Source organism: Bradyrhizobium sp. 137 (genome assembly GCF_023074095.1).
Taxonomy (GTDB): Bacteria; Pseudomonadota; Alphaproteobacteria; order Rhizobiales; family Xanthobacteraceae; genus Bradyrhizobium.
In genome coordinates this window covers 16,979-39,106 of record NZ_JADPKU010000033.1, presented here as the reverse complement: position 1 = coordinate 39,106, position 22,128 = coordinate 16,979, and the positions used below count along the sequence as shown (strand labels likewise).

21 protein-coding genes are annotated in these 22,128 nt (G+C 65.0%); 18 read left to right on the top strand and 3 right to left on the bottom strand.

What is annotated here, in order from left to right:
• The first annotated feature begins 77 nt into the window (after positions 1-77).
• Positions 78-2,408, top strand: coding sequence for a PAS domain-containing sensor histidine kinase (locus tag IVA78_RS06185; protein WP_247464828.1), 2,331 nt, complete (start codon positions 78-80; stop codon positions 2,406-2,408).
• Between the two features lie 4 nt (positions 2,409-2,412).
• Here IVA78_RS06185 and erpA read toward each other — a convergent pair whose 3' ends face one another.
• Complete coding sequence (erpA, locus tag IVA78_RS06180; RefSeq protein ID WP_025036472.1) at positions 2,413-2,742, bottom strand: iron-sulfur cluster insertion protein ErpA; 330 nt, start codon at positions 2,740-2,742, stop codon at positions 2,413-2,415.
• 122 nt (positions 2,743-2,864) lie between these two features.
• On the opposite strand from erpA, the gene IVA78_RS06175 reads away from it, so the two are divergent.
• From IVA78_RS06175 to surE, 12 genes are all read left to right on the top strand, one after another.
• Positions 2,865-4,073, top strand: coding sequence for a deoxyguanosinetriphosphate triphosphohydrolase (locus tag IVA78_RS06175; RefSeq protein WP_247418365.1), 1,209 nt, complete (start codon positions 2,865-2,867; stop codon positions 4,071-4,073).
• A gap of 9 nt (positions 4,074-4,082) precedes the next feature.
• Complete coding sequence (argS, locus tag IVA78_RS06170; RefSeq protein WP_247418364.1) at positions 4,083-5,873, top strand: arginine--tRNA ligase; 1,791 nt, start codon at positions 4,083-4,085, stop codon at positions 5,871-5,873.
• Positions 5,874-6,013: 140 nt separating this feature from the next.
• Positions 6,014-7,588, top strand: coding sequence for an SPOR domain-containing protein (locus tag IVA78_RS06165; protein ID WP_247464825.1), 1,575 nt, complete (start codon positions 6,014-6,016; stop codon positions 7,586-7,588).
• Positions 7,589-7,633: 45 nt separating this feature from the next.
• Positions 7,634-8,662 (top strand): beta-N-acetylhexosaminidase, encoded by a 1,029-nt coding sequence (gene nagZ, locus IVA78_RS06160; RefSeq protein WP_247418363.1) that lies wholly within the window; start codon positions 7,634-7,636, stop codon positions 8,660-8,662.
• Positions 8,659-9,498, top strand: a complete 840-nt coding sequence (locus tag IVA78_RS06155) for a ScpA family protein (protein WP_247276012.1) — start codon at positions 8,659-8,661, stop codon at positions 9,496-9,498. The genes nagZ and IVA78_RS06155 overlap by 4 nt, the downstream gene beginning before the upstream one ends.
• Positions 9,499-9,519: 21 nt before the next feature.
• On the top strand, positions 9,520-10,272 hold the full coding sequence (scpB, locus tag IVA78_RS06150) for an SMC-Scp complex subunit ScpB (protein WP_247418362.1): 753 nt from the start codon (positions 9,520-9,522) through the stop codon (positions 10,270-10,272).
• A gap of 163 nt (positions 10,273-10,435) precedes the next feature.
• The gene (locus IVA78_RS06145; protein ID WP_247276014.1) at positions 10,436-10,672 is read left to right on the top strand and encodes a twin-arginine translocase TatA/TatE family subunit; all 237 of its coding nucleotides are present in this window, start codon (positions 10,436-10,438) and stop codon (positions 10,670-10,672) included.
• Between the two features lie 89 nt (positions 10,673-10,761).
• Positions 10,762-11,298, top strand: coding sequence for a Sec-independent protein translocase protein TatB (gene tatB / locus IVA78_RS06140; RefSeq protein WP_247418361.1), 537 nt, complete (start codon positions 10,762-10,764; stop codon positions 11,296-11,298).
• Complete coding sequence (gene tatC, locus IVA78_RS06135; protein WP_247418357.1) at positions 11,295-12,107, top strand: twin-arginine translocase subunit TatC; 813 nt, start codon at positions 11,295-11,297, stop codon at positions 12,105-12,107. Before tatB ends, tatC begins: the two co-directional genes overlap by 4 nt.
• Positions 12,108-12,306: 199 nt before the next feature.
• Positions 12,307-13,638, top strand: coding sequence for a serine--tRNA ligase (serS, locus tag IVA78_RS06130; protein ID WP_247418356.1), 1,332 nt, complete (start codon positions 12,307-12,309; stop codon positions 13,636-13,638).
• Between the two features lie 58 nt (positions 13,639-13,696).
• Positions 13,697-14,059 (top strand): hypothetical protein, encoded by a 363-nt coding sequence (locus tag IVA78_RS06125; RefSeq protein ID WP_247418355.1) that lies wholly within the window; start codon positions 13,697-13,699, stop codon positions 14,057-14,059.
• A gap of 106 nt (positions 14,060-14,165) precedes the next feature.
• Positions 14,166-14,933: a 5'/3'-nucleotidase SurE gene (gene surE, locus IVA78_RS06120; protein ID WP_247276019.1), complete on the top strand. Its 768-nt coding sequence runs from the start codon at positions 14,166-14,168 to the stop codon at positions 14,931-14,933.
• Between the two features lie 3 nt (positions 14,934-14,936).
• Here surE and IVA78_RS06115 read toward each other — a convergent pair whose 3' ends face one another.
• Positions 14,937-15,308, bottom strand: coding sequence for a response regulator (locus IVA78_RS06115; protein WP_247418354.1), 372 nt, complete (start codon positions 15,306-15,308; stop codon positions 14,937-14,939).
• A gap of 223 nt (positions 15,309-15,531) precedes the next feature.
• Here IVA78_RS06115 and IVA78_RS06110 point away from each other — a divergent pair, with 223 nt between their 5' ends.
• Positions 15,532-16,182 (top strand): protein-L-isoaspartate(D-aspartate) O-methyltransferase, encoded by a 651-nt coding sequence (locus IVA78_RS06110; RefSeq protein ID WP_247418353.1) that lies wholly within the window; start codon positions 15,532-15,534, stop codon positions 16,180-16,182.
• Between the two features lie 109 nt (positions 16,183-16,291).
• Positions 16,292-17,674: a LysM peptidoglycan-binding domain-containing M23 family metallopeptidase gene (locus tag IVA78_RS06105; protein ID WP_247418352.1), complete on the top strand. Its 1,383-nt coding sequence runs from the start codon at positions 16,292-16,294 to the stop codon at positions 17,672-17,674.
• Between the two features lie 156 nt (positions 17,675-17,830).
• On the opposite strand, the gene IVA78_RS06100 is transcribed toward IVA78_RS06105, so the two are convergent.
• Complete coding sequence (locus IVA78_RS06100; protein ID WP_247418351.1) at positions 17,831-18,835, bottom strand: ATP-binding protein; 1,005 nt, start codon at positions 18,833-18,835, stop codon at positions 17,831-17,833.
• Between the two features lie 180 nt (positions 18,836-19,015).
• Between IVA78_RS06100 and yajC the strand changes: the two genes are divergently transcribed.
• From yajC to secF, 3 genes are read left to right on the top strand one after another with little or no spacing between them, the layout of a single operon-like run.
• On the top strand, positions 19,016-19,384 hold the full coding sequence (yajC, locus tag IVA78_RS06095) for a preprotein translocase subunit YajC (RefSeq protein WP_247418350.1): 369 nt from the start codon (positions 19,016-19,018) through the stop codon (positions 19,382-19,384).
• Between the two features lie 60 nt (positions 19,385-19,444).
• On the top strand, positions 19,445-21,049 hold the full coding sequence (gene secD, locus IVA78_RS06090; RefSeq protein ID WP_247295260.1) for a protein translocase subunit SecD: 1,605 nt from the start codon (positions 19,445-19,447) through the stop codon (positions 21,047-21,049).
• A 10-nt stretch (positions 21,050-21,059) separates the two neighbouring features.
• Complete coding sequence (gene secF / locus IVA78_RS06085; RefSeq protein ID WP_247418348.1) at positions 21,060-22,079, top strand: protein translocase subunit SecF; 1,020 nt, start codon at positions 21,060-21,062, stop codon at positions 22,077-22,079.
• The last annotated feature ends 49 nt before the right edge of the window (positions 22,080-22,128 follow it).

The window sequence follows — 22,128 nt, the reverse complement described above, 5'->3', positions numbered from 1 at the left end:
GGCGGCCGCAGAATCTCCCACAAAATTAACCCGGCTTAAGCGCGCGACGGGTCATTGATGCCGAAAAGGTGCCTCGGATGGGATGGCCGGACAAATCCATGACGCGAACTGAGCCGCGCGACGGCGTGATCGGCGCGTTGCTGTATAGGCTAGGCGGCTTCGAGATCGAGGATGGTCTGACCGCCGATCTCAGCGAGCGCGAGCTGCGGCGCATCCGCGCCAAGCAGATCGAGGCGGTGACGCGGCTGATCCCGGTGACGATGGCCGTCACCATGCTCAACGTCGCCGTCGTTCTGATCCTGTTCTGGGGCAGGGGCTGGAACGACGTCCTCGCGATCTGGGGTATGACGCTCGCCGCCACCGCCTCGCTCGCGGTCCGTTCGTGGCGGCGGTCGCATCGAAATCCGCCGCAGGAGGCCTCGCCGCGTGCCGCGCGGCAGATGCTGCGGCAGGCGTTCTTCCTCGCCGCGATCTGGGGCATGCTGCCGCTGGCGCTGTTCAGCCGCATCGAGCCAACCAGCCAGCTCATCCTGGCCTGCCTGATGGTCGGCATGATGTCGGGCGGCGCGTTCACGCTGTCGACCTTCCCGCGTGCCGGCCTTGTCTATCTCGCCACCATGACGATCGCCTGCGCCGGTGCGATGCTACTGTGCGGTGACGGGCCCTATCTGGTGACCGCGGTGTTCCTGCTGCTGTTCGCATTCTTCATGGCGCGCAACATCGTCTCCCACGGCAACCTCTTCCTCGGCAATCTCAAGGCCCAGCTCGAGCTTGAGCGGCAGACCGAGATCATTTCGCTGCTGCTGAAGGACTTTCAGGAGAACGCCAGCGACTGGCTGTGGCAGACCGATGCCGAAGGGCATCTCGTCGACGTACCCCAGCGCTTCGCGGACGTGGCGCAGCTGCCGCTTCAGCTCCTGAAGGGATCGCACTTCGCCGACGTGCTCGACATGCTCTGCCCCGAGGACAAGAGCGCGGCCTACAACATCATCGGCCTGATGGAGCAGGCCGAGGCGCTGCATGAGATGAATATCAAGGTCGTCGCCGGCGGCGAGGCGCGGCTGTGGTCGCTGACGGCGAAGCCCGCCCACGATCGCGACGGCCAGTTCCTCGGCTATCGCGGCTTCGGCCGCGACGTGACCGAACGCTGGCGCGCGGAGAAGGCCGAAGCCGAGAGCCGCGCCAAGTCCGACTTCCTGGCGGTGATGAGCCACGAGATCCGCACGCCCATGAACGGTGTGCTCGGGCTTGCCAGCATGCTGCTGGAGACAAAGCTCGATCCGGAGCAGCACGAGGCCGTCACCACGATCCGCGAGTCCGGCGACAATCTCCAGCGCATCCTCAACGACATCCTCGATCTGTCCAAGCTCGAGGCCGGCCGCTTCGCGTTGGAAGCGATCGACTTTGCGCCGCGGGCGCTGGTCGAGACCGCCGCGACCGTGGCGCGCGCGAGCGCCAAGAGCAAGGGACTTGCAGTCAAGGTCGAGCTCGATCCTAACCTGCCGCCGACGCTGCGCGGCGACGCCGCGCGCATCCGCCAGGTGCTGCTCAACCTCGTGTCCAATGCGGTGAAGTTCACCGACGAAGGCGAGGTGAGGGTTTCGGCCACCTGCCAGGCGCGGCGCGATCTGCTGGCGACGGTCGAATGGGCGGTGACCGATAGCGGCATCGGCATTGCCCCCGATAAGCTCGGCCAGCTCTTCAGCGACTTCGCCCAGGCGGACGCCTCGATCAGCCGCCGTTTCGGCGGCACCGGCCTTGGCCTTGCGATTTCCCGGCGCATCATCGAACAGATGGGCGGCACCATCGGCGTTACCTCGATGCCGGGCGAGGGCTCGACTTTCCGCTTCACCCTGGTGTTGCCCTGGAGCCAGGCGGAGGCGTCAGACCACGATGCGGGCCGCGACGACGGCGACGAGCTCAAGGCTCGCATCGCCGGGCTCGACCGGCCGCTGAAGGTGCTGGTCGCCGAGGACGACGCCGTCAACCGCATGGTCGTGAGCAAGATGCTCGGCGGATTCGATGTTGAGCTGCGCGTCGTCACCGACGGCGTCGACGCCGTCGCGGCAGCCTCTGAAGGCGACTACGATGTCGTGCTGATGGACGTGCGCATGCCCGACATGGACGGACTTGCCGCAACCCGCGCGATCCGTGCGCAAGGCGGGCGCTTCGAAGTCCTGCCAATCATCGCGCTCACCGCCAACGCCTTCCCCGAAGACGTCAGGATCTGCCGCGAGGCCGGCATGTCGGACTTTCTGCCCAAGCCGCTGCGCAAGCCTGCGCTGGTCGCGGCCCTGCTACGTGCGCTGGACGGCCACGTCATGTCGGAGGATGCGCCGCTTCGGCCGGAGCTGATGCCGGTCGAGGTGGAGTGGACGGACGAGGAAAGGCAGATCACCGGCGCGTAGGTGCTCAGATCGAGAAGCTGGTCCCGCAGCCGCACGAGGCAGTCGCGTTCGGATTGTTGACTCGGAACGAGGCGCCGATCAGATCGTCGACGAAATCGACCTGCGATCCCGCCAGGAACGGCTGCGAGGCCGAATCGACCAGCACCACAGCATTGTCCTGCTCGATCACGAGATCGTCATCGGTGCGGGCACGGTCGATGTCGAACTTGTACTGGAAACCCGAGCAGCCGCCGCCCTCGACGGAGATGCGTAGCATCGCGCCTGACCCTTCGCCCTTGAGGATCTCCCCAATCCGGCGTGCGGCCCGGTCGCTGATGGTCACGGCAGTCGTCATCGTTCGTCTCCGATAGTCCCGCGGTCATACCAAGTTCATTGCCCAATTCGTTTGGTATCCCGCGCCCGACATAGTTAAGTGCCACCATACGCAGAATCAAATGGATAGGGACTAAATTCGCCGTGTCCGTCGGAATGGCAGCCCCCCGCGCGCCCTTTGCCTGCGACCCCGATCGCAGCCGCGGCCGGCTAGTCGCGGAGCCCCCGAGCCGGACCCGCAGCCCGTTCCGACGCGATTGCGACCGCGTGATCCATTCCACCGCGTTCCGCCGCCTGAAGTACAAGACCCAGGTGTTCGTGTTCCACGAGGGCGACCACTACCGCACCCGGCTGACCCATTCGCTCGAGGTGGCCCAGATCGCCCGTGCGCTGGCCCGGCAGCTCGGGCTGGACGAGGATCTCACCGAAACCTTGGCGCTTGCCCATGATCTTGGCCATCCGCCGTTCGGCCATGCCGGCGAGCGGGCACTGGACGCCTGCCTGAAGGAGTTTGGCGGCTTCGACCACAACGCCCAGACGCTCCGCGTCGTCGCCGCGCTGGAGCACCGCTATCCCGAGTTCGATGGGCTGAATCTGACCTGGGAAGCACTGGAGGGCATCGTCAAGCACAACGGCCCGTTGACCGATCGCAGCGGCGCGCCGATCGGACGCTATCGCGAGCACGGCGTTCCCGTCGGCATCGCCGACTACATCAAGACGCATGATCTCGAATTATGGAGCTTCGCCTCGCTCGAGGCGCAGGTCGCCGCGATCGCCGACGACATTGCCTATGACGCTCACGACATCGATGACGGTCTACGCGCCGGCCTGTTCCAGCTCGGCGATCTCAAGGTGATGCCGCTGACGGCGGAGATCATCGCCGAGACCTCGGCGCATTATCCCGATCTCGAAGATGTCAGGCGCGGCGCCGAGCTGGTGCGCGAGCTGATCTCGCACCTGATCGGTGCGGTGTTCGCCGAGGCGCAGAAGAACCTTGCGGCGGTCAAGCCGCAATCGGCGCAGGACGTGCGCCAGCAGAGCCGGGCGCTGATCGCGTTCCCCGCCGAGGTCGCCGAGGAGGAGGCCGCCATCAAGGCCTTCCTCTACCAGCACATGTACCGCCACAAGCGGGTGATGCGGGTGATGGAGGAGGCGGAGCAGATCCTGTTCGACCTGTTCGCAAAGTACCTGAAGGTGCCGGCCGAACTGCCGCCGGAATGGCTGCTGGGGGCGGAGGCAGACAATGAGGGCGACCGCGCCCGTCGGATCGGCAATTTCATTGCCGGAATGACCGACCGTTTCGCCCTGACCGAGCACCAGCGGCTCTTTGACTCGACCCCGGATTTGCGTTAGGCGGCGGCCATGCCCGACGCGTCCTCATCCCTGCACCTGTTCGCCGACGTGCTCGCGCGCGTGCACGCCGCCTGCCGTACGCTGGCCGTGGACGCCAACTGGCCTGAGGGCATCGATTTCTCGCGCATGGTGGTTGAGCCGCCCCGCGATGCTTCCCATGGCGACATGGCGACCAACGCCGCGATGGTGCTGGCGAAAGAGGCAAAGGCAAAGCCGCGCGATCTTGCCGAGCAGATCGCCGAGCGGCTGCGCGCCGATGCGCTGATCGCCAAGGTCGACGTCGCCGGTCCCGGCTTCATCAATTTGACGCTGAGTCCCGCCGCCTGGGCCGAGGCGCTGCGCACGGTGCTGCGCGAGGGCGCCGATTACGGCCGCGTCCGCGGCGGCTCCAAGGTCAACGTCGAATATGTCTCGGCCAATCCGACCGGACCGATGCATGTCGGCCATTGCCGCGGCGCCGTGTTCGGTGACGCCCTGGCGAGCCTGCTTCAGTTCGCAGGCCACGACGTCACGCGCGAATATTACATCAACGACGCTGGCGCCCAGGTCGACGTGCTCGCACGCTCCGCGTTCCTGCGATATCGCGAGGCGCTCGGTGAGGACATCGGCGCGATTCCGGAAGGACTCTATCCCGGTGACTATCTGAAGCCGGTCGGCGCGGCGCTGGCGAAGGAGCATGGCGACAAGCTCCGCGGAATGAGCGAGGCGGAGTGGCTGCCGACCGTGCGCGCCAAGGCGATCGCGATGATGATGGAGGAGATCAAGGACGATCTCGCCGCGCTCAACATCCGCCACGACGTGTTCTTCTCGGAGCGCTCGCTGATCGAGAACGGCAACAACCAGGTTGCCAAAACCATCGATTTCCTGCGCGCCAAGGGCGACATCTACGAGGGACGCCTGCCGCCGCCGAAGGGCGCGCCGGTCGAGGATTGGGAAGACCGCGAGCAGTTGCTGTTCAAGGCGACTGCCTACGGCGACGACGTCGATCGGCCGCTGATCAAGTCGGACAATTCCTACACCTACTTCGCCTCCGACATCGCCTACCACAAGAACAAGTTCGACCGTGGTTTTGCGGAGATGATCGACGTCTGGGGCGCCGACCATGGCGGCTACATCAAGCGGATGCAGGCGGCGGTAAAGGCGACGACGTCCGGCAAGGGCGCGCTCGACGTCAAGATCGTGCAGCTCGTGAAGTTGCTGCGCAGCGGCGAGCCGGTGAAAATGTCGAAGCGGAGCGGGGACTTCGTCACCCTGCGTGAGGTGGTAGATGAGGTGGGCCAGGATGCTGTCCGTTTCATGATGCTCTACCGCAAGAACGATGCGGTGCTCGACTTCGACCTCGCCAAGGTCGTGGAACAGTCGCGCGACAACCCGGTGTTCTACGTTCAGTACGGTCACGCCCGCGGCCACTCGATCTTCCGCAACGCGCGGGCTGAGGTGTTCCCGGAACTGCCGGAGGATACCGGCGCGCGGACCGCTTGGCTCAGTGAGTCGGCGGTGGAACGGTTGTCGGACCCGGTCGAACTCGATCTTCTCAAGCGCCTCGCAATTTTTCCGCGCATGCTGGAAGCTGCCGCCGCGGCCCACGAACCGCACCGAATTGCCTTTTATCTCTATGATTTAGCCAGCGAATTTCATGCACTTTGGACGAAGGGGCGCGATTTGCCCTATTTACGCTTCATTATCAATAATGATGCAGATCTTACGAAGGCGCGGCTGGCCATGGTCCAGGGCGTTGTCTCAGTCCTGGCATCGGGCCTCGCCATCCTCGGCGTCCATGCCCCGGACGAGATGCGGTAGTTTGGGGCGAACTACTTAAGAGGAATTCGGGGGTAACCGGCAGAAGCCGGATCGCTTAGACTTGGTTGAAAGCCTTGTGGGTCGAAAGCCGTGCCTTGGTCGAGGGGCGCGCGGCTTTCCCGAAGGGACGCATCATCACGATGGCCGAACGATATCAGGACAGACCGTTTCCCTCCGATGACTATGGTCGCGGTAGCGAGCAGCATGGGAAGGCGGAAAATGATCCCTTGGCCGAGCTCGCCCGTCTGATCGGACAGACCGATCCGTTCGCAGCGCAGTCGCCGCCGACCGCACGCCCGACGGCAGCGCCCGCGCAGAGTTATCGAGAAGACGATTATCGCCAGGACGATGATCGGCAGGTTTATGCCGAGCAGGCCTCACCGCCGCCCGGGCCGCCGTCATGGATGCGGCGCGCCAACGTACAGCCGCAGCCGACAGCCGCGCCGGAGCCCGACTATTCCGTCTCCGTAAACCCGGTTCATCCGTTGCATCGCTATTCGGCCCAGCCGACCGCAGCTGCGCCTGAGCCGGACTTTCATCAATCGCAGGCCCATCAGGATCACGCTTATCAAGCCCAAGCCTATCAGGATCAGGCCCACCAGCAGCACGGTCAGGCTTATCAGGATCAGGCCTATCAGGAGCCGTACGCGCAGCCCGATCCGTCGCGCTATGATGATGCGCTCTATGGCCGGCTCGAGACAGGCGAGCAGGACTACCAGCGCGATCCGGCCTACCCCGACGATCCTTACGCCTACCAAAGCGACTATCCTGAGGCCGAACTTGACGAGCCGAAGAAGCAGCGCGGCGGCATGATGACAGTCGCGGCGATCCTAGCGCTTGCCGTGGCCGGGACTGGTGCTGCCTTCGCCTACAAGACCTATGCGGGCTCCCCCCGCAGCGGCGAGCCGCCGATCATCAAGGCCGACAACACACCGACCAAGATCGTGCCGGCGCCGACGGACTCCTCCGCCAAGGTGCCGGATCGCATGGTGAGCGGTGACGGCACCGAGAAGATCGTGCCGCGGGAGGAAGCGCCTGTCGACGTCAATGCCAGAGCGGCTGGTCCCCGCGTGGTGTTCCCGCCGCTGAACCAGAATGCGAATCCACCGTCGGTGGCGAGCGTGTCGCCGTCGATGGTGCCGCCGCCGAGCGCGGGGGCGGCCCCGAGCAACGGCACACTGCCGAACAATTCGCCGCGCTCAATCAGGACGGTGGCTGTGAAGGGTGATCAGACCGATAGCGCTACGCCGCAATCGGCTGCAGCCGCCAAGCCCGCAACTGCGCCAAAACCTGTTGCCGCGCCGCCTGCGCCAATCGCGCCGCGCAATCCACCGACGTCGGCCAATGCCAGCGCCAACCAGCCTTTGTCGCTCGCGCCGCAATCGGGACCGACGGCCGAGCCTCCGCAGCGGATGGCTGCGACCAACCCGACGCAAATTGCGCCCGCCAGCAGCGGTGGGGGCTACATCGTGCAGGTTTCCTCGCAGCAGAGCGAGGACAGCGCCGCCGCGTCCTATCGGGTGCTTCAGAGCAAGTACGGCAGTGTGCTCGGGTCCCGTTCGCCGGTGATCAAGCGCGTCGACCTCACCGACAAGGGCAAGGGCATCGTCTACCGCGCCTTCGCCGGTCCCTATGGCTCGGCCGAGGAGGCGACGCAGGCATGCAACAGCCTCAAGTCCGCAGGTCTGTCCGCCTGCTTCGTCCAGAGGAATTAACGGCCGTTTCCTTGACCCCCTCGCGGGGCAGGGTTAATCGGCCGTATGAGCACGCGGGCCTTCATTACCGGCGTATCCGGAACGGAACTGACCGCCGCCGAGCGGGAGTTTATCCGCGCCGAACGTCCATGGGGCTTCATCCTCTTCAAGCGTAATGTCGCGGCACCGGCTCAAGTTGCTGCATTGGTTGCGGAATTGCGGGCAGTGGCGGGTGCTGCCGACGCGCCCGTCCTGATCGATCAGGAGGGCGGACGGGTGCAGCGGCTGGGGCCTCCGCACTGGCCGCTCTATCCGCCGGGAGCCGTATTTGCGAATTTGTACGACACTGATTCGGCGCTCGGGCTTACTGCGGCGCGCCTGAGCGCCCGCCTGATCGCGGCCGATCTCGCCGATCTCGGCATTACGGTGGATTGCCTGCCGCTCGCTGACGTGCCGGTGCCGGGTGCCGATGCCGTCATCGGCAACCGAGCTTATGGCACGGAGCCGGGCAAGGTTGCCGCGATTGCGCGCGCGGTCACCGAGGGGCTGGAGCAGGGCGGCGTGCTGCCGGTTCTCAAGCACATTCCCGGTCATGGCCGCGCCACTGCCGACACCCATTTCAAGCTGCCGACAGTCGACACGCCCCGGGACGAGCTGGACCGGACCGATTTCGCCGCGTTTAAGCCGCTCTCGGATCTGCCGATGGCCATGACTGCACATGTTGTGTTTAGCGCGATCGACGCCGCCCAACCGGCGACGACATCTGCGACAATGATTGCTGACGTGATTCGCGGCACAATCGGGTTCCAGGGTTTGTTAATGAGTGATGACGTGTCGATGAACGCGCTGTCGGGGAATATCGCCGAGCGGACCCGCGCCATCTTCGCGGCTGGCTGCGACGTGGCCCTGCATTGCAACGGCAACATCGAGGAGATGCGCGACGTCGCCAGCCAGACACCCGAACTGTCCGGCAGAGCACTGGAGCGGGCGAAAGCCGCGCTCGCCGCGCGTAAGCCGCCGCAGCCGTTGGACCGGGCGGCCGCACGCGCAGAACTGGACGCATTGATCGCACGGGCAAACACGGCATCCGCATGACCGCAGAAATCCTATCCTTCGAAACCGGGCGGCCCGCAGAGCTTGCCGAGGGTGAGCCGGCGTTGGTCGTGGACGTCGAAGGCTATGAGGGCCCACTCGACCTGTTGCTCGCACTGGCGCGGCAGCAGAAGGTCGACCTCGCCAAGATTTCGATCCTGGCGCTGGCCGACCAGTACCTCCACTTCATCGAGGCTGCGCGGAAAATCCGGCTGGAGCTCGCTGCTGACTATCTCGTGATGGCGGCCTGGCTCGCCTTCCTAAAGTCGCGCCTGCTGCTGCCGGAGCCGCCGAGTGCGGAAGGCCCGAGCGCGGAGCAGATGGCGACTGCGCTCGCCAACCGCCTGCGCCGGCTGGAAGCCATTCGCGAAGCCGCCAATCGGCTGATGAACAGGCCGCAATTGCAGCGCGACATCTTTCCGCGCGGCGAGCCCGAGCACATCGCCGAGATCAAGCATCCGAAATACACGGCGACGCTGTACGACCTGCTCACCGCCTATGCCGCGCAGCGCCAATCGCGCGTGCTGGCGAGCGTGCATCTGGCCAAGCGTACGGTGTGGTCGCTCGCCGAAGCGCGCGCCACGCTGGAACGGCTGGTCGGCAGCATCAGCGAACAGGATGATTGGGGCGTTCTCGATGACTTCCTGATCCGGCATGTCGCCGATCCGACGCAGCGCGCGACGGTGTTCGCCTCGAGCTTCGCCGCCGCGCTCGAACTGGTGCGCGAAGGCCAGCTCGAGCTGAACCAGAAAGAGGCGTTCGCGCCCATCTATTTCCGGAAGGGGCGTCCTAAACCGGTTCCGGACGCAGCTCCTGCGCCCGATGCGCCGGTCGGTTAAGTGCAAGAAGGAGGATCTGCCATGGCAAGCCTGGCTGAAGCGCGGGTAGAAGAGGCCGAGCCGATGGAGAACGAATCCCAGGCACGGCCGGAGGAATTGCGGCTGCTGGAAGCGCTCCTGTTTGCCTCGAGTGAACCGCTGGATACCGCGACGCTGGCCAAGCGGATGCCAGACGGTGTGGACGTCAAGGCCGCGCTTGAGCAGCTCCAGGCCGACTATGCGTCGCGCGGCGTGAATCTCGTGCGCATCGCCAACAAATGGACCTTCCGCACCGCCGGCGATCTCGCCTGGCTGATGACGCGGGAGAGCACCGAGACCCGCCGTCTGTCGCGCGCCGCGATCGAGGTGCTGGCGATCATCGCTTATCACCAGCCGGTGACGCGCGCCGAGATCGAGGAGATCCGCGGCGTCGTCACCTCGAAGGGCACGTTGGATGTGCTGCTGGAGACCGGCTGGATCAAGCCGCGCGGCCGGCGCAAGACGCCCGGCCGCCCGCTGACCTTCGGCACCACCGAGGAGTTCCTGTCGCAGTTCACTTTGGAACAGCTCGGCGACCTCCCGGGCCTCGAAGAGCTCAAGGGCACTGGCCTGCTGGATTCGCGCCTGCCGACCGGATTCAGCGTGCCGACGCCGTCGGATGACCCGACGCTGCGTGAGGACGAGGATCCGTTGGAACCGGGTGAGGACCTCGATTTGGCGCTGGCGCCTGCGGTCGAGCCGGAGACACCGGAAAGCGGCGATGAGGGTGGCAGCCAAGGTGGCGGCGAGGAGTGATGTCCGTCCGTCTACGGGCCCTGCGACCGGTTAACACTAGCAAGATTACGTAGCGCCGACAGCGAATTGGCGCTGCCTTGGTCCTTGTTTTTGACACCCGCCAAGCCTAGGTTTCGGTAAACATCGGCCGGGTCCCGGCCACGCGCGTTTGGAGGGTTGCAGGATGGGTTCACTCAGCATTTGGCACTGGATCTTGGTGATCGCAGTGGTCCTGCTGCTGTTCGGCCGCGGTAAGATTTCGGATCTGATGGGCGACGTGGCGCAGGGCATCAAGGCGTTCAAGAAGGGCATGCAGGACGACGACAAGCCCGCCGACAAGCCCGAGCCGGCCAAGTCCATCGAGCACAACAATGCCGCACCGACCGCGGCACGGTCCGACGTCGGCAGCAAGGCCGTCTGAGCCAGAGAGCACGCGAGAACGCGGGTAGCGGACCCGATCCTGCGCGCGGTGGATTGGGCCGGTTGCGGCTGGCGTGAACGGAAGACCTCATGTTCGACATCGGCTGGAGTGAACTGGTCCTCATCGGGGTCGTGGCCCTGATCGCCATCGGCCCGAAGGAGCTGCCGGGCGTGCTGCGCATGGTTGGGCAGTGGATGGGCAAGGCCCGCAAGATGGCCGCCGAATTCCAGGGCCAGTTCCAGGAAGCGATGCGCGAGGCCGAGATGGCCGACCTCAAGAAGAGCTTCGACGAGGTCAAGGAAGCCGCGACCGGCTTCAATCCGCTGACTTCGCTTCAGAAGGATGTCAGCGACGCGCTACGCGTCGATGCGCTCGACAAGCCGGCCGAGACGCCAGCCACCGGGGCCGTCGAACCGGCGGCGACTTCGAGTGAAGCGCTGGCGACTTCGAGTGAAGCGCCGGTAACGCCAACGACACCAGAAGCGCCGACGCCCGCGACCTTCATGGAAGCCGAGGCGCACGCAGCAGCGAACGAGCCGCTTGCGATCACCCGTGAGGTCAAGCAGGCCCAGGTCGCGCAAGACACCTCGCCATCCGAGGCGATTAAGGACGTCAAAGCGTCATGACCGACGCCGATATCGAGGCCAGCAAAGCCCCTTTGATGGACCACCTGATCGAGCTGCGGTCGCGGCTGATCAAGGCGCTGCTCGGATTCGGCGTTGCCTTCATCTTCTGCTTCTTCTTCGCCAAGCAGATCTACAACGTGCTGGTCTGGCCGTTCGTGTGGGTGGCGGGTCCCGAGAATTCCAAGTTCATCTACACGGCGCTGCTGGAATATTTCATCACTCAGCTCAAGCTCGCGCTGTTCGGCGCCGGCTTCATCTCTTTCCCAATCGTCGCGACGCAGATCTACAAGTTCGTGGCGCCCGGTCTCTACAAGCACGAGAAGCAGGCCTTCCTGCCGTATCTGGTCGCAACCCCGTTCTTCTTCGTGTTGGGTGCAGCGCTGGTCTATTTCGTCGTCCTGCCGATGCTGGTCCGCTTCTCGCTCGGCATGCAGCAGGCCGGCAGCGACGAGACCGCGCAGATCCAGCTCTTGCCCAAGGTCGGCGAATATCTGTCGCTGATGATGTCGCTGATCTTCGCCTTCGGCATCGCCTTCCAGCTTCCGGTGATCCTGACGCTGCTCGGCCGGATCGGCATCGTCACCTCGAAGATGCTGCGCGAGAAGCGCCGCTATTTCATCGTCATCGCCTTCGTCATCGCGGCCGTGCTGACGCCGCCCGACGTGCTCAGCCAGTGCTCCCTGGCGTTTCCCTTGCTAGCGCTCTACGAGGGTTCGATCATCGCGGTGGCGATGGTGGAGAAGAAGGCCGCGGCCTCGCGGGCGGCCACCGGCACCGACTTATCGACGCCGGCCAATCCGGCGGAGTAGAGGACGGCCAAGCCACCGGCGTCATTCCCCGCGAAGGCGGGGAATCCAGGACGCAGCGGCCCGTCGAGAAATCACTACTGTCTCTGGGATACTGGATCATCCGCCTTCGCGGATGATGACAGCCGTGCTAGGAGACCCGCTGATGTAAACTTACAACGTTCAACGTTGCATGTTTACGCGCTTCTCCGGGACCACCGCCATGCACGACATCAAATCGATCCGCGACAATCCGCAAGCCTTCGACGCCGGCCTCGCACGGCGCGGCCTGAAGCCGATGTCGGCCTCGCTGCTCGCGATTGACGAGAAGCGGCGCGCGGCGATCCTGGCGTCGGAGCAGGCGCAGGCACGGCGCAATGCGGCCTCGAAAGAAATTGGCGATGCCAAGAAAGCCAAGGACGAGGCGCGCGCCGCCAAGCTGATGGCCGAAGTGGCCGAGCTCAAGACGACGATGCCGCAGCTCGAAGCCGTGGCGAAGGCTGCCGACGAGGAGCTGACGAAAGAGCTATCGGCGATTCCTAACATTCCGTTCGATGACGTGCCCGATGGTGTCGACGAGCGCGGCAACGTGCAGCACCACGTATTCGGCAACAAGCGCAACTACGCATTTGCCCCGAAGCTGCATGACGATCTCGGCACCGCGCTTGGCTACATGGATTTCGAGGCGGCGGCAAAACTCTCCGGGGCGCGTTTCGTCGTGCTGAAGAAGGGGCTGGCACGGCTCGAACGCGCCATCGGCCAGTTCATGCTCGACCTGCACACCACCGAGCACGGCTACACCGAAATCAATCCGCCGCTTCTGGTGCGCAACGAAGTGATGTTCGGCACCGGGCAGCTGCCGAAATTCGAGGACGATCAGTTCTGGGCGATCAAGGGCGAACTGCTGGCTGCGCCCGACCATGAGCGGCTGAAGACCGAGCGCCTCGGTCTGATCCCGACCGCAGAAGTGTCGCTCACCAACCTCGCGCGCGAATCCATTCTCGACGAAAAGCAATTGCCGATGCGCCTCACCGCGCTGACACCGTGCTTCCGCGCCGAGGCGGGCGCGGCCGGGCGCGACACCCGCGGCATGATCCGCCAGCACCAGTTCACCAAGGTCGAGCTGGTCTCGATCACGACGCCGGAAGTGAGCAAGGACGAACTGGAGCGGATGCTGTCCTGCGCCGAGCAGGTGTTGCAGAAGCTCGACTTGCATTATCGCGTGATGACGCTCTGCGCAGGAGATATGGGATTTTCGTCGCGGAAAACTTATGACATCGAGGTCTGGATGCCCGGGCAGGGCGACGGCGGCATGTTCCGCGAGATATCGAGCTGCTCGGTCTGCGGCGACTTTCAGGCGCGGCGCATGGATGCGCGCTCGCGCGGGCCGGACGGCAAGCCGCGCTTCGTGCACACGCTGAACGGCTCAGGCACCGCGGTCGGTCGCGCGCTGATCGCGGTGATGGAAACCTATCAGCAGGAGGATGGCTCGATCGCGATTCCCAGCGTGCTCCAGCCCTATATGGGCGGGCTGAAGGTGATCGCGCGCGAGTAGGGTTGCGAAGATCGCCCGGCCGGTTATCCTGCCGGCCTCTCAACGCGAGCTACCCGTCATGGCCTTGCACCGCGACATCTTCTGGGTCGGCCGACAATGGGCGGTGACGGGTGCCGGCATCCAGGCCGTCGATCAGCGCCTGCGCGGCGTGCTCGACATCGAGATCGCGCGGCTCTGGGACGACGATCTCGTGGGGAGCCGGCGGGCCAAGCCTGGGGTCAATACTGCGGATTTCGACAAGGCGCTGGCCGTGGCGCGCGAACGCTTTCCGCAGGCGCCGGCGTCCGATCCGTTCGTCGCGCAGCTGGTGGCGCTCGGGGTCATCGAGACTCCCGCCGTGAACCCCGTTGTGCCGGCGATGCAGCTGCGTACCGAGGGCCGGCTGGCGCGTTTTCTGCCGCAATGGCGCATCCGCCGGTAGCAGAATGAAGCCGGAACCTGGCCGCCGGGCCGAACCGGCCGGTTTGCCTGATTGGGCATAGCCGGATAAGACGGCTCAGACCCGCTTCAGGAAATCGACCTTTCGCATGCGTATTCTCTGCACCAATGACGACGGCATCCACGCCCCCGGCCTCAAGGTCGTGGAGGAGATCGCGCGCGCCTTGTCCGATGACGTCTGGGTGGTGGCCCCGGAGCTCGACCAGTCCGGCGTATCGCATTCCCTGTCGCTGAACGATCCGTTGCGCCTGCGCGAGGTCGGGCCGCGGCACTTCGCCGTGCGCGGCACGCCGACCGACTGCGTCATCATGGGCGCGCGCCACATCCTCGGGCCAAAATTGCCGGACGTCGTGCTCTCGGGAGTCAACAAGGGGCGCAACGTCGCCGAGGATGTGGTCTATTCCGGCACCATCGCCGGCGCGCTGGAAGGCACCATCCTGGGGCTGCCTTCATTCGCGCTGTCGCAGGAATTCAGCGTTGAAACCCGCGAGCGGCCGCCGTGGGACACCGCCCGCAAGTTCGGGCCCGATATCCTGCGCAAGGTGATCGCCGCAGGCATCCCGAAGGACACGGTGATTAACGTCAACTTCCCGTCGTGTGCGCCGGAGGATGTGCTCGGCATCCGCGTCACGCGTCAGGGCAAGCGCAATCTCGGCTTCCTCAGGATCGACGAGCGCAGGGACGGCCGCGGCAATCCCTATTTCTGGATCGGCTTCGAGCGCACGGCGATGATGGACACGCCCGCAGACGGCACCGATCTCGCAGCACTTCGCGAGCGCTACGTCTCGGTCACGCCGCTCAGGCTCGATCGCACCAACGAAGCGTTTTCAGAAGAATTGAGCGCGACGCTGAAGTAGCGCCTAGCCGCCGCGAAGCGCGGCCTCGATGGTCTTGCCAAGCGCGTCGAGCTGGAACGGCTTTTGGAGCGCCGGCCGATCGCGGTACTGTTCGGGCAGGCCGGAGGAGCCGTAGCCGGTGGCGAAGATGAAGGGGCAGCCCTTTGCCTTGATGACCTCGGCGACCGGCGAAATGACCTTGCCGTTGACGTTGACGTCGAGAATGGCGATGTCGAACTCGGTCGCCTGGGCGAGCCGCATGGCCTCGGTGATATCGCCGGCCTCGGCTGCGACCTTGTAGCCGAGCTCTTCGAGCATGTCCGCAACCATCATCCTGATCATCACCTCGTCCTCGACGAGGAACACAGAGCGGCCGGAAAGCCCCGTCGCGGTCATGATTGAGTCCTTGCCCATTCCCAAAAACGTTCGCAGATAACATGAATCGACGCAATGCGCGTTTTGACGAACGGACGCCTGAAAATGGCGATCACGACTGATTGTTGCACGCCGATCCGTGATCAAATATCCAGCCGAATGGTATCATGAGTTCCTGGCCACGGAACAAGATTCTCGCGCCCGGGTTGGCCCGAACGGGCCTGACAAGACAGCACTGGCAACGATGACCAGCCATCAACCTCCGCCGGAAAAGATGATGTTTCAGCTCACGCTGAGGCGCCGGGGCATCAGCAATCAGGCCGTGCTGCGGACCATGGAGGAGGTGCCGCGCGAGCTGTTCGTCGAGGACGCCGACCGCGACGGCGCCTATCGCGACAGTGCGCTGCCAATCGCCTGCGGGCAGACCATCAGCCAGCCGTTCGTCGTCGCCTACATGACCGAGCAGCTCCAGCTCCAGAAGCGGCACCGCGTGCTCGAGATCGGCACCGGCTCCGGTTATCAGGCCGCCGTGCTGTCGCGGCTCGCCGGGCAGGTACTCACGGTCGAGCGCTACCGCAAGCTCGCGGACACCGCACGCGCCAGGCTCGAAGAACTCGGCTGCCACAATGTCGAGGTGATGCTGGGCGACGGCCTCAATTTGCCGGCCAATATCGGCCCGTTCGACCGCATCATCGTCACCGCCGCGATGGAGCAAATTCCAGAGAACCTGATCGAGCGGCTGGATGTCGGGGGCATCCTGATCGCACCGGTCGGACCGCATCAGGGCGTGCAGACGCTGACTCGCCTCAGCCGGACTGAGGCGGGGATCGAGCGCAAGGAACTCGTCGAGGTCCGCTTCGTGCCGGCGCTGCCTGGCGTGGCACGGGAGCTGTAGAACTCCGGATTGGCTGCGCCGCCAACATCTTATTGGGAGGGTTAAGCCGTTATTTACTCGGCGCGTGTTTACTTAAAACACCAGTTCTGTTGCGTACGAGTGAGTAACCATGTCCGCTGTCGCCGAGTTGCTTTACTCGCGCCGCGTGCCGCAGGTCGCGGTGCTGGCGCTGATCTCCATCAGTTTTGCGGGGTGCAGCGCCGACATGTCGTCGCGACTGTCCCAGTCGAATTTCTCCAATCCTTTCGCCTCGGAATCCACTGGTTCGGTGCAGCAGGCGCCACCGCCGCAACGTGAGCTGCCGCAATATGCGCGGCCGCAGACGCAGCCTGGTTCCTATCAGTCCCAGCCCCTGCCGCCGCCGGCGGTGTCCGCCCCGCAATCCTATCCCGTCGCCTCTGGCGGCGGAGTGTCCGGTGGCGGGCGCGGCGTCGGCTCCTTTGCGCCGCCGGCGCAGCCGCATCTCGAAACGACGGCGACCGTGCCGCCGCGCTCGGTTGCAGCGGCCCAACCGGCCGGCGGCACCAAGATCATCGTCGGCACCAGCGACACGCTCGACGTGCTCGCCAAGCGCTATCATGTCACCCCTCAGGCGATCCTCGCCGCCAACGGCTACAAGGGACCGCGCACGCTCTCGCCCGGCCAGCAGCTGATCATTCCGCATGCGGCCACGGCCGCTTCGCCCGCGCCAGCGATGGCTCCCGTCGTGGCGCCTGCGGCGAAGCCGGTTGCCGTCGTCGCTGCGCCGCCGAGCATGCACTTTGTCAACCGCGGCGACACGCTCGCCAGTATCGCCCGCAAGAACCACATCTCCGCGGCCGAGCTGGCGCGCGCCAATGGTCTCGACCCTTCGGCCAAGCTCAAGCTCGGCACCAAGCTGACCGTGCCCGGTGCCAAGACCGCCGCCGTCGCGGCGCCGGCTGCTGCGGCTCCAGTCGCGACCGCCCCGGTTGCAGGAACGCTCCAGCCCGTCGCGGCCGCTCCGGCGCCCGCCACCAAGATGGCCGCTGCCGCCGCGCCCGTGCAGAGCGCGCGCCTCGCCCAAGCCACGGCCAATGTCGAAGAGAAGGCCGCCGAGACGCCGGCGAAGGCTGCGGACGCCACCGGCGCGCTGCCGACCTTCCGCTGGCCGGTGCGCGGCAAGGTGGTCACGAGCTATGGTGCCAAGACCAATGGCAAGTCCAATGACGGCATCAACCTTGCGGTGCCCGAGGGGACGCCGGTCAAGGCGGCTGAAGACGGCGTCGTCGCCTATTCCGGCAATGAGCTGAAAGGTTACGGCAATCTCGTCCTGGTTCGGCACTCCAACGGCTACGTCACCGCATATGCCCATGCGAGTGAGCTGCTGGTGAAGCGCGGCGATACCATCAAGCGCGGTCAGATCATTGCCAAGTCGGGTCAATCCGGGGAGGTGGCGTCGCCGCAGCTCCACTTCGAGATCCGCAAGGGATCGAGCCCAGTTGACCCGCTTCAATTCCTGAACGGGGCGTGAGGCGCGGGTCTCAGTCGCCACAACAACGGTGTCGTCGCCCGGCTTGACCGGGCTACCCTGTACGCCGCGGCCTCTCGGTCGATCACAAACTCTCTGGAATACTGGATCGCCCGCCTTCGCGGGCGAAGACAGTTGTGGGCGGCGCGATACTGGCCGCTAATTCACGGTCAGCTTCACGCCGAGCCGGCCCGCCAGCTCCTGCACGAACTGCCAGGCGACGCGGCCTGAGCGCGAGCCGCGCGTGGTCGACCATTCGAGCGCCTCGCGCTCCAGCGCCTCGTCGTCGACCTTGATGCCGAAATGGCTGCAATAGCCGCGCACCATGGCGAGATATTCGTCCTGGCTGCAACGGTGGAAGCCCAGCCAGAGGCCGAAGCGATCCGACAGCGAGACCTTCTCCTCGACCGCTTCGCCGGGATTGATCGCGGTCGAACGCTCGTTCTCGATCATCTCGCGCGCCAGCAGATGGCGGCGGTTGGAGGTCGCGTAAAGGATGACGTTCTCGGGCCGGCCTTCGATGCCGCCTTCGAGCACGGCCTTGAGCGATTTGTAGGACGCATCATTGCCATCGAAGGAGAGATCGTCGCAGAACACGATGAAGCGAAAGGAGGAGGCGCGCAAGCACTCCATCAGCGCGGGCAGGCTTTCGATGTCCTCGCGATGGATTTCGATCAGCTTCAGCTTGTCGGCCGGTTTGCGCTCCGCGTTGATGCTGGCATGCGCCGCCTTCACCAGCGATGACTTGCCCATGCCGCGGGCGCCCCAGAGCAGGGCGTTGTTGGCGGGCAGGCCATTGGCGAAGCGCTCGGTGTTCTCCATTAGGATGTCGCGCATCCGGTCGACGCCCTTCAGCAGGAACAGCTCGACGCGGCTGACCCGCGGCACTGCTGCAAGGCGGCCGTCGGGGTGCCAGACATAGGCATCCGCCCGCTCGAACGACTCGGGTTCGAGGGTCGGGCTGCCCTGGGCCGCGAGGTGCGCCGCAATGGTCTCCAGCGCGCGGACGATGCGCTCCTGCGAGAGGTCTGGGGCAGACTGAAGAGTTGCCTCGAGCGTTGCCTTGGAGGCCGCCTTGGGACGTTTTGCCGCGACGCCGGAAGGCGGCCTGGCAGGGGTACGGAGGCCTTTGCCGGCCGGGCTTTTGCTTGGTTTTTTGGGCATGTGCGAAGTTCCTGAGAACGCAGCCTTATCGGGCCTGAGGACGCGCCGCAAGGTGGCCAAAAGGGCGGTCTGGCAGCGTTGCAATTGGGGCAATGGCCGCTATAGTCCGCGCGAATTTGACCGAACCGGTCGCCTTGAGGGCATGGCCGGCTTTCCCCCGTTCTCACGAGGATCGTCCGAATGCTGATTACCCCTGCGTATGCCCAGGCTGCGGGCGCTGGCGACACCAACAGCATGTTGATGTCGCTGCTGCCGTTCGCCCTGATCTTCGTGATCATGTACTTCCTGATTCTGCGTCCGCAGCAGAAGAAGGTCCGCGACCACGCAGATCTCGTGAAGAATATCCGCCGCGGCGACACGGTGGTGACCTCGGGCGGCCTCGTCGGCAAGGTCACCAAGGTCGTCGACGACGACCAGATCGAGTTCGAGATCTCCGACGGCGTGCGCGTGCGGCAGATGCGCCAGATGATCTCAGGCGTGCGCGCCAAGGGCGAGCCGGCCAAAGAATCCGCCAAGGAAAGCGTCAAGGATGACAGCGCGGCGAAGTGAGTGCTTCCCGCGACTCTTTATAGGTCTCCTGCAAGTCTCCTGATCTGACAGGTCTAGTCGATGTTGTATTTCACGCGGTGGAGGGCGCTCGGGATTATCCTGACGGCGCTGATCGTGTGCCTCTGCGCGGTCCCCAACTTTTTTCCTGAGGCGCAGGTCAAGACCTGGCCCGCCTGGGCGCAGCGCCGGCTCGTGCTCGGCCTCGACCTCCAGGGCGGCTCCTATCTGCTGCTCGAGGTCGATTCCGCCTATGTGAAGAAAGAGAGGCTCGATCAGGTCCGCGACGACGTTCGCCGGACGCTGCGCGATGCGAAGATCGGCTTCACCGGCGGCGTTACCGTGCGCAACGACGCCGTCGAGGTTCGAATCACCAAGGAATCCGATGCGCAGGCCGCACTCGCCAAGCTGCGGGAGTTGTCCCAGCCGCTGGGCGGCCTCATGGGATCCAGCGGTCAGCGCGACCTTGAGGTCACCGATGCCGGTGGCGGCGTGATCCGCCTGAGCATCCCGCAGGCCGCGATGCTCGATCGCATGCGCAAGACCATCGAGCAGTCGATCCAGATCGTCGAACGCCGCGTCAACGAGCTCGGCACCGTCGAGCCCGTGATCCAGCGCCAGGGCAACGACCGCATCCTGGTGCAGGTCCCCGGCCTCCAGGACCCAACGCGCCTGAAGGAATTGCTAGGCAAGACCGCGAAGATGGAATTCCGCATGGTTGACACCTCCGTGCCGCCGGATCAGGCGCAGCAGGGCAGGCTGCCGCCGGAATCCGAACTGTTGATGAGCGCGTCCCCGCCGCCGACACCTTATGTGGTCAAGAAGCAGGTGCTGGTCGCCGGCGGTGACCTGACCGACGCCCAGGCAAGCTTCGACCAGCGCACGGGTGAGCCGGTCGTCAGCTTTAAGTTCAATACGTCGGGCGCCCGCAAATTCTCTCAGGCGACCCAAGAGAATGTGGGACTGCCGTTCGCGATCGTGCTCGACAACAAGGTGATCTCGGCGCCCGTCATCCGCGAGCCGATCACCGGCGGCCAGGGCCAGATCTCCGGCAATTTCACCGTGCAATCGGCCAACGATCTCGCGATCCTCTTGCGCGCCGGTGCGCTGCCGGCGCCGCTCACGGTGGTCGAGGAACGCACCGTCGGACCGGGTCTCGGCCAGGACTCGATCGAGAAGGGCGAGCTTGCGGCCTATGTCGGCTCGATCCTCGTCATCGTGTTCATGCTCGTGACCTACCGGCTGTTCGGCGTGTTCGCAAACGTCGCGGTGGCGATCAACGTCGCGATGATCTTCGGCCTGCTGTCGCTGCTCAACGCCACGCTGACGCTGCCCGGCATCGCCGGCATCGTGCTCACCGTCGGCATCGCCGTCGACTCCAACGTGCTGATCTACGAGCGCATCCGCGAGGAGCTGCGCGCCGGCCGCAACGCAATCTCGGCGATCGACGCCGGCTTCAAGCGGGCGCTGGCGACCATCCTCGATTCCAACATCACTACCTTCATTGCTGCCGCCGTGCTGTTCTACATCGGCACCGGCCCGGTGCGCGGCTTTGCCGTGACGCTCGGCATCGGCATCATCACCACGGTGTTCACCGCCTTCACCCTGACCCGGCTGATCGTCGCCTGGTGGGTGCGGTGGAAGCGGCCGCAGAGCGTGCCGATCTAGGAGCCTGATCGTGACTCACACTGTTCTCATCGGGCTCGGCGTCCTCATTGCCATTCTCACCGTGGTCGCGGCCCTCGGCCTCTTGCCGTCGCTGCGCATCGTCCCGGACGATACGCATTTCGACTTCACGCGCTTCCGCCGCATCAGCTTCCCGATCTCGGCGGCGCTGTCGATCGTCGCGATTACGCTGTTCTTCACCCACGGCCTGAATTTCGGCATCGACTTCCGCGGTGGCACCTTGCTCGAGGTGCAGGCCAAGTCCGGAACCGCCGATATCGCGGCGATGCGCACGACGCTCGACGGCCTGCGTCTCGGCGAAGTCCAGCTGCAGCAGTTCGGTGGTCCCGCGGATGTTCTGATCCGCGTTGCGGAGCAGCCAGGCGGCGACGCTGCCCAGCAAGACGCCGTGCAGAAGGTCCGCACTGCGCTCGGCAATTCCGTCGAATACCGCCGGGTCGAGGTCGTCGGCCCGCGGGTGTCCGGTGAGCTCTTGGCCTACGGCATGCTCGGACTGATGCTCGCGATCATTGCGATCCTGATCTATCTCTGGTTCCGCTTCGAATGGCAGTTCGCGCTGGGCGCGATGATCGCCAACGTGCACGACATCGTGCTCACCATCGGCTTCATGTCGATCAGCCAGGTCGATTTCGATCTGACCAGTATCGCCGCGCTGCTGACCATTCTCGGCTATTCCCTCAACGACACCGTCGTCATCTACGACCGCATCCGCGAAATGCTGCGGCGCTACAAGAAGATGCCGATGCCGCAGCTGCTCAACGAGTCCATCAACTCGACGCTGTCGCGCTCCATCATCACCCACGTCACGGTGACGCTGGCACTGCTCGCGCTATTGCTGTTCGGCGGTCATGCCATCCACAGCTTTACCGCGGTGATGATGTTCGGCGTGGTGCTGGTCGGCACCTACACCTCGATCTTTATCGCGGCCCCGATTCTGATCTATCTCGGCGTCGGCGAGCATCGCGAGGATGCGCCCGATACGGCTACGCCGGCGAAGAAAAACAAGGCATGATCCGAACCGCACACGCTCGCACGCGTTTGCGGGGGTAGTAAGCCAATTC

What these genes read in the sequence shown, in the direction of transcription:
- IVA78_RS06185 (WP_247464828.1), top strand. Translation starts at nt 78, where the DNA reads ATGGGATGGCCGGACAAATCCATGACGCGAACTGAGCCGCGCGACGGC.
- erpA (WP_025036472.1), bottom strand. Translation starts at nt 2,742, where the DNA reads ATGACGACTGCCGTGACCATCAGCGACCGGGCCGCACGCCGGATTGGG.
- argS (WP_247418364.1), top strand. Translation starts at nt 4,083, where the DNA reads ATGCCCGACGCGTCCTCATCCCTGCACCTGTTCGCCGACGTGCTCGCG.
- IVA78_RS06165 (WP_247464825.1), top strand. Translation starts at nt 6,014, where the DNA reads ATGGCCGAACGATATCAGGACAGACCGTTTCCCTCCGATGACTATGGT.
- nagZ (WP_247418363.1), top strand. Translation starts at nt 7,634, where the DNA reads ATGAGCACGCGGGCCTTCATTACCGGCGTATCCGGAACGGAACTGACC.
- IVA78_RS06155 (WP_247276012.1), top strand. Translation starts at nt 8,659, where the DNA reads ATGACCGCAGAAATCCTATCCTTCGAAACCGGGCGGCCCGCAGAGCTT.
- scpB (WP_247418362.1), top strand. Translation starts at nt 9,520, where the DNA reads ATGGCAAGCCTGGCTGAAGCGCGGGTAGAAGAGGCCGAGCCGATGGAG.
- IVA78_RS06145 (WP_247276014.1), top strand. Translation starts at nt 10,436, where the DNA reads ATGGGTTCACTCAGCATTTGGCACTGGATCTTGGTGATCGCAGTGGTC.
- tatB (WP_247418361.1), top strand. Translation starts at nt 10,762, where the DNA reads ATGTTCGACATCGGCTGGAGTGAACTGGTCCTCATCGGGGTCGTGGCC.
- tatC (WP_247418357.1), top strand. Translation starts at nt 11,295, where the DNA reads ATGACCGACGCCGATATCGAGGCCAGCAAAGCCCCTTTGATGGACCAC.
- serS (WP_247418356.1), top strand. Translation starts at nt 12,307, where the DNA reads ATGCACGACATCAAATCGATCCGCGACAATCCGCAAGCCTTCGACGCC.
- IVA78_RS06125 (WP_247418355.1), top strand. Translation starts at nt 13,697, where the DNA reads ATGGCCTTGCACCGCGACATCTTCTGGGTCGGCCGACAATGGGCGGTG.
- surE (WP_247276019.1), top strand. Translation starts at nt 14,166, where the DNA reads ATGCGTATTCTCTGCACCAATGACGACGGCATCCACGCCCCCGGCCTC.
- IVA78_RS06115 (WP_247418354.1), bottom strand. Translation starts at nt 15,308, where the DNA reads ATGACCGCGACGGGGCTTTCCGGCCGCTCTGTGTTCCTCGTCGAGGAC.
- IVA78_RS06110 (WP_247418353.1), top strand. Translation starts at nt 15,532, where the DNA reads ATGACCAGCCATCAACCTCCGCCGGAAAAGATGATGTTTCAGCTCACG.
- IVA78_RS06105 (WP_247418352.1), top strand. Translation starts at nt 16,292, where the DNA reads ATGTCCGCTGTCGCCGAGTTGCTTTACTCGCGCCGCGTGCCGCAGGTC.
- IVA78_RS06100 (WP_247418351.1), bottom strand. Translation starts at nt 18,835, where the DNA reads ATGCCCAAAAAACCAAGCAAAAGCCCGGCCGGCAAAGGCCTCCGTACC.
- yajC (WP_247418350.1), top strand. Translation starts at nt 19,016, where the DNA reads ATGCTGATTACCCCTGCGTATGCCCAGGCTGCGGGCGCTGGCGACACC.
- secD (WP_247295260.1), top strand. Translation starts at nt 19,445, where the DNA reads ATGTTGTATTTCACGCGGTGGAGGGCGCTCGGGATTATCCTGACGGCG.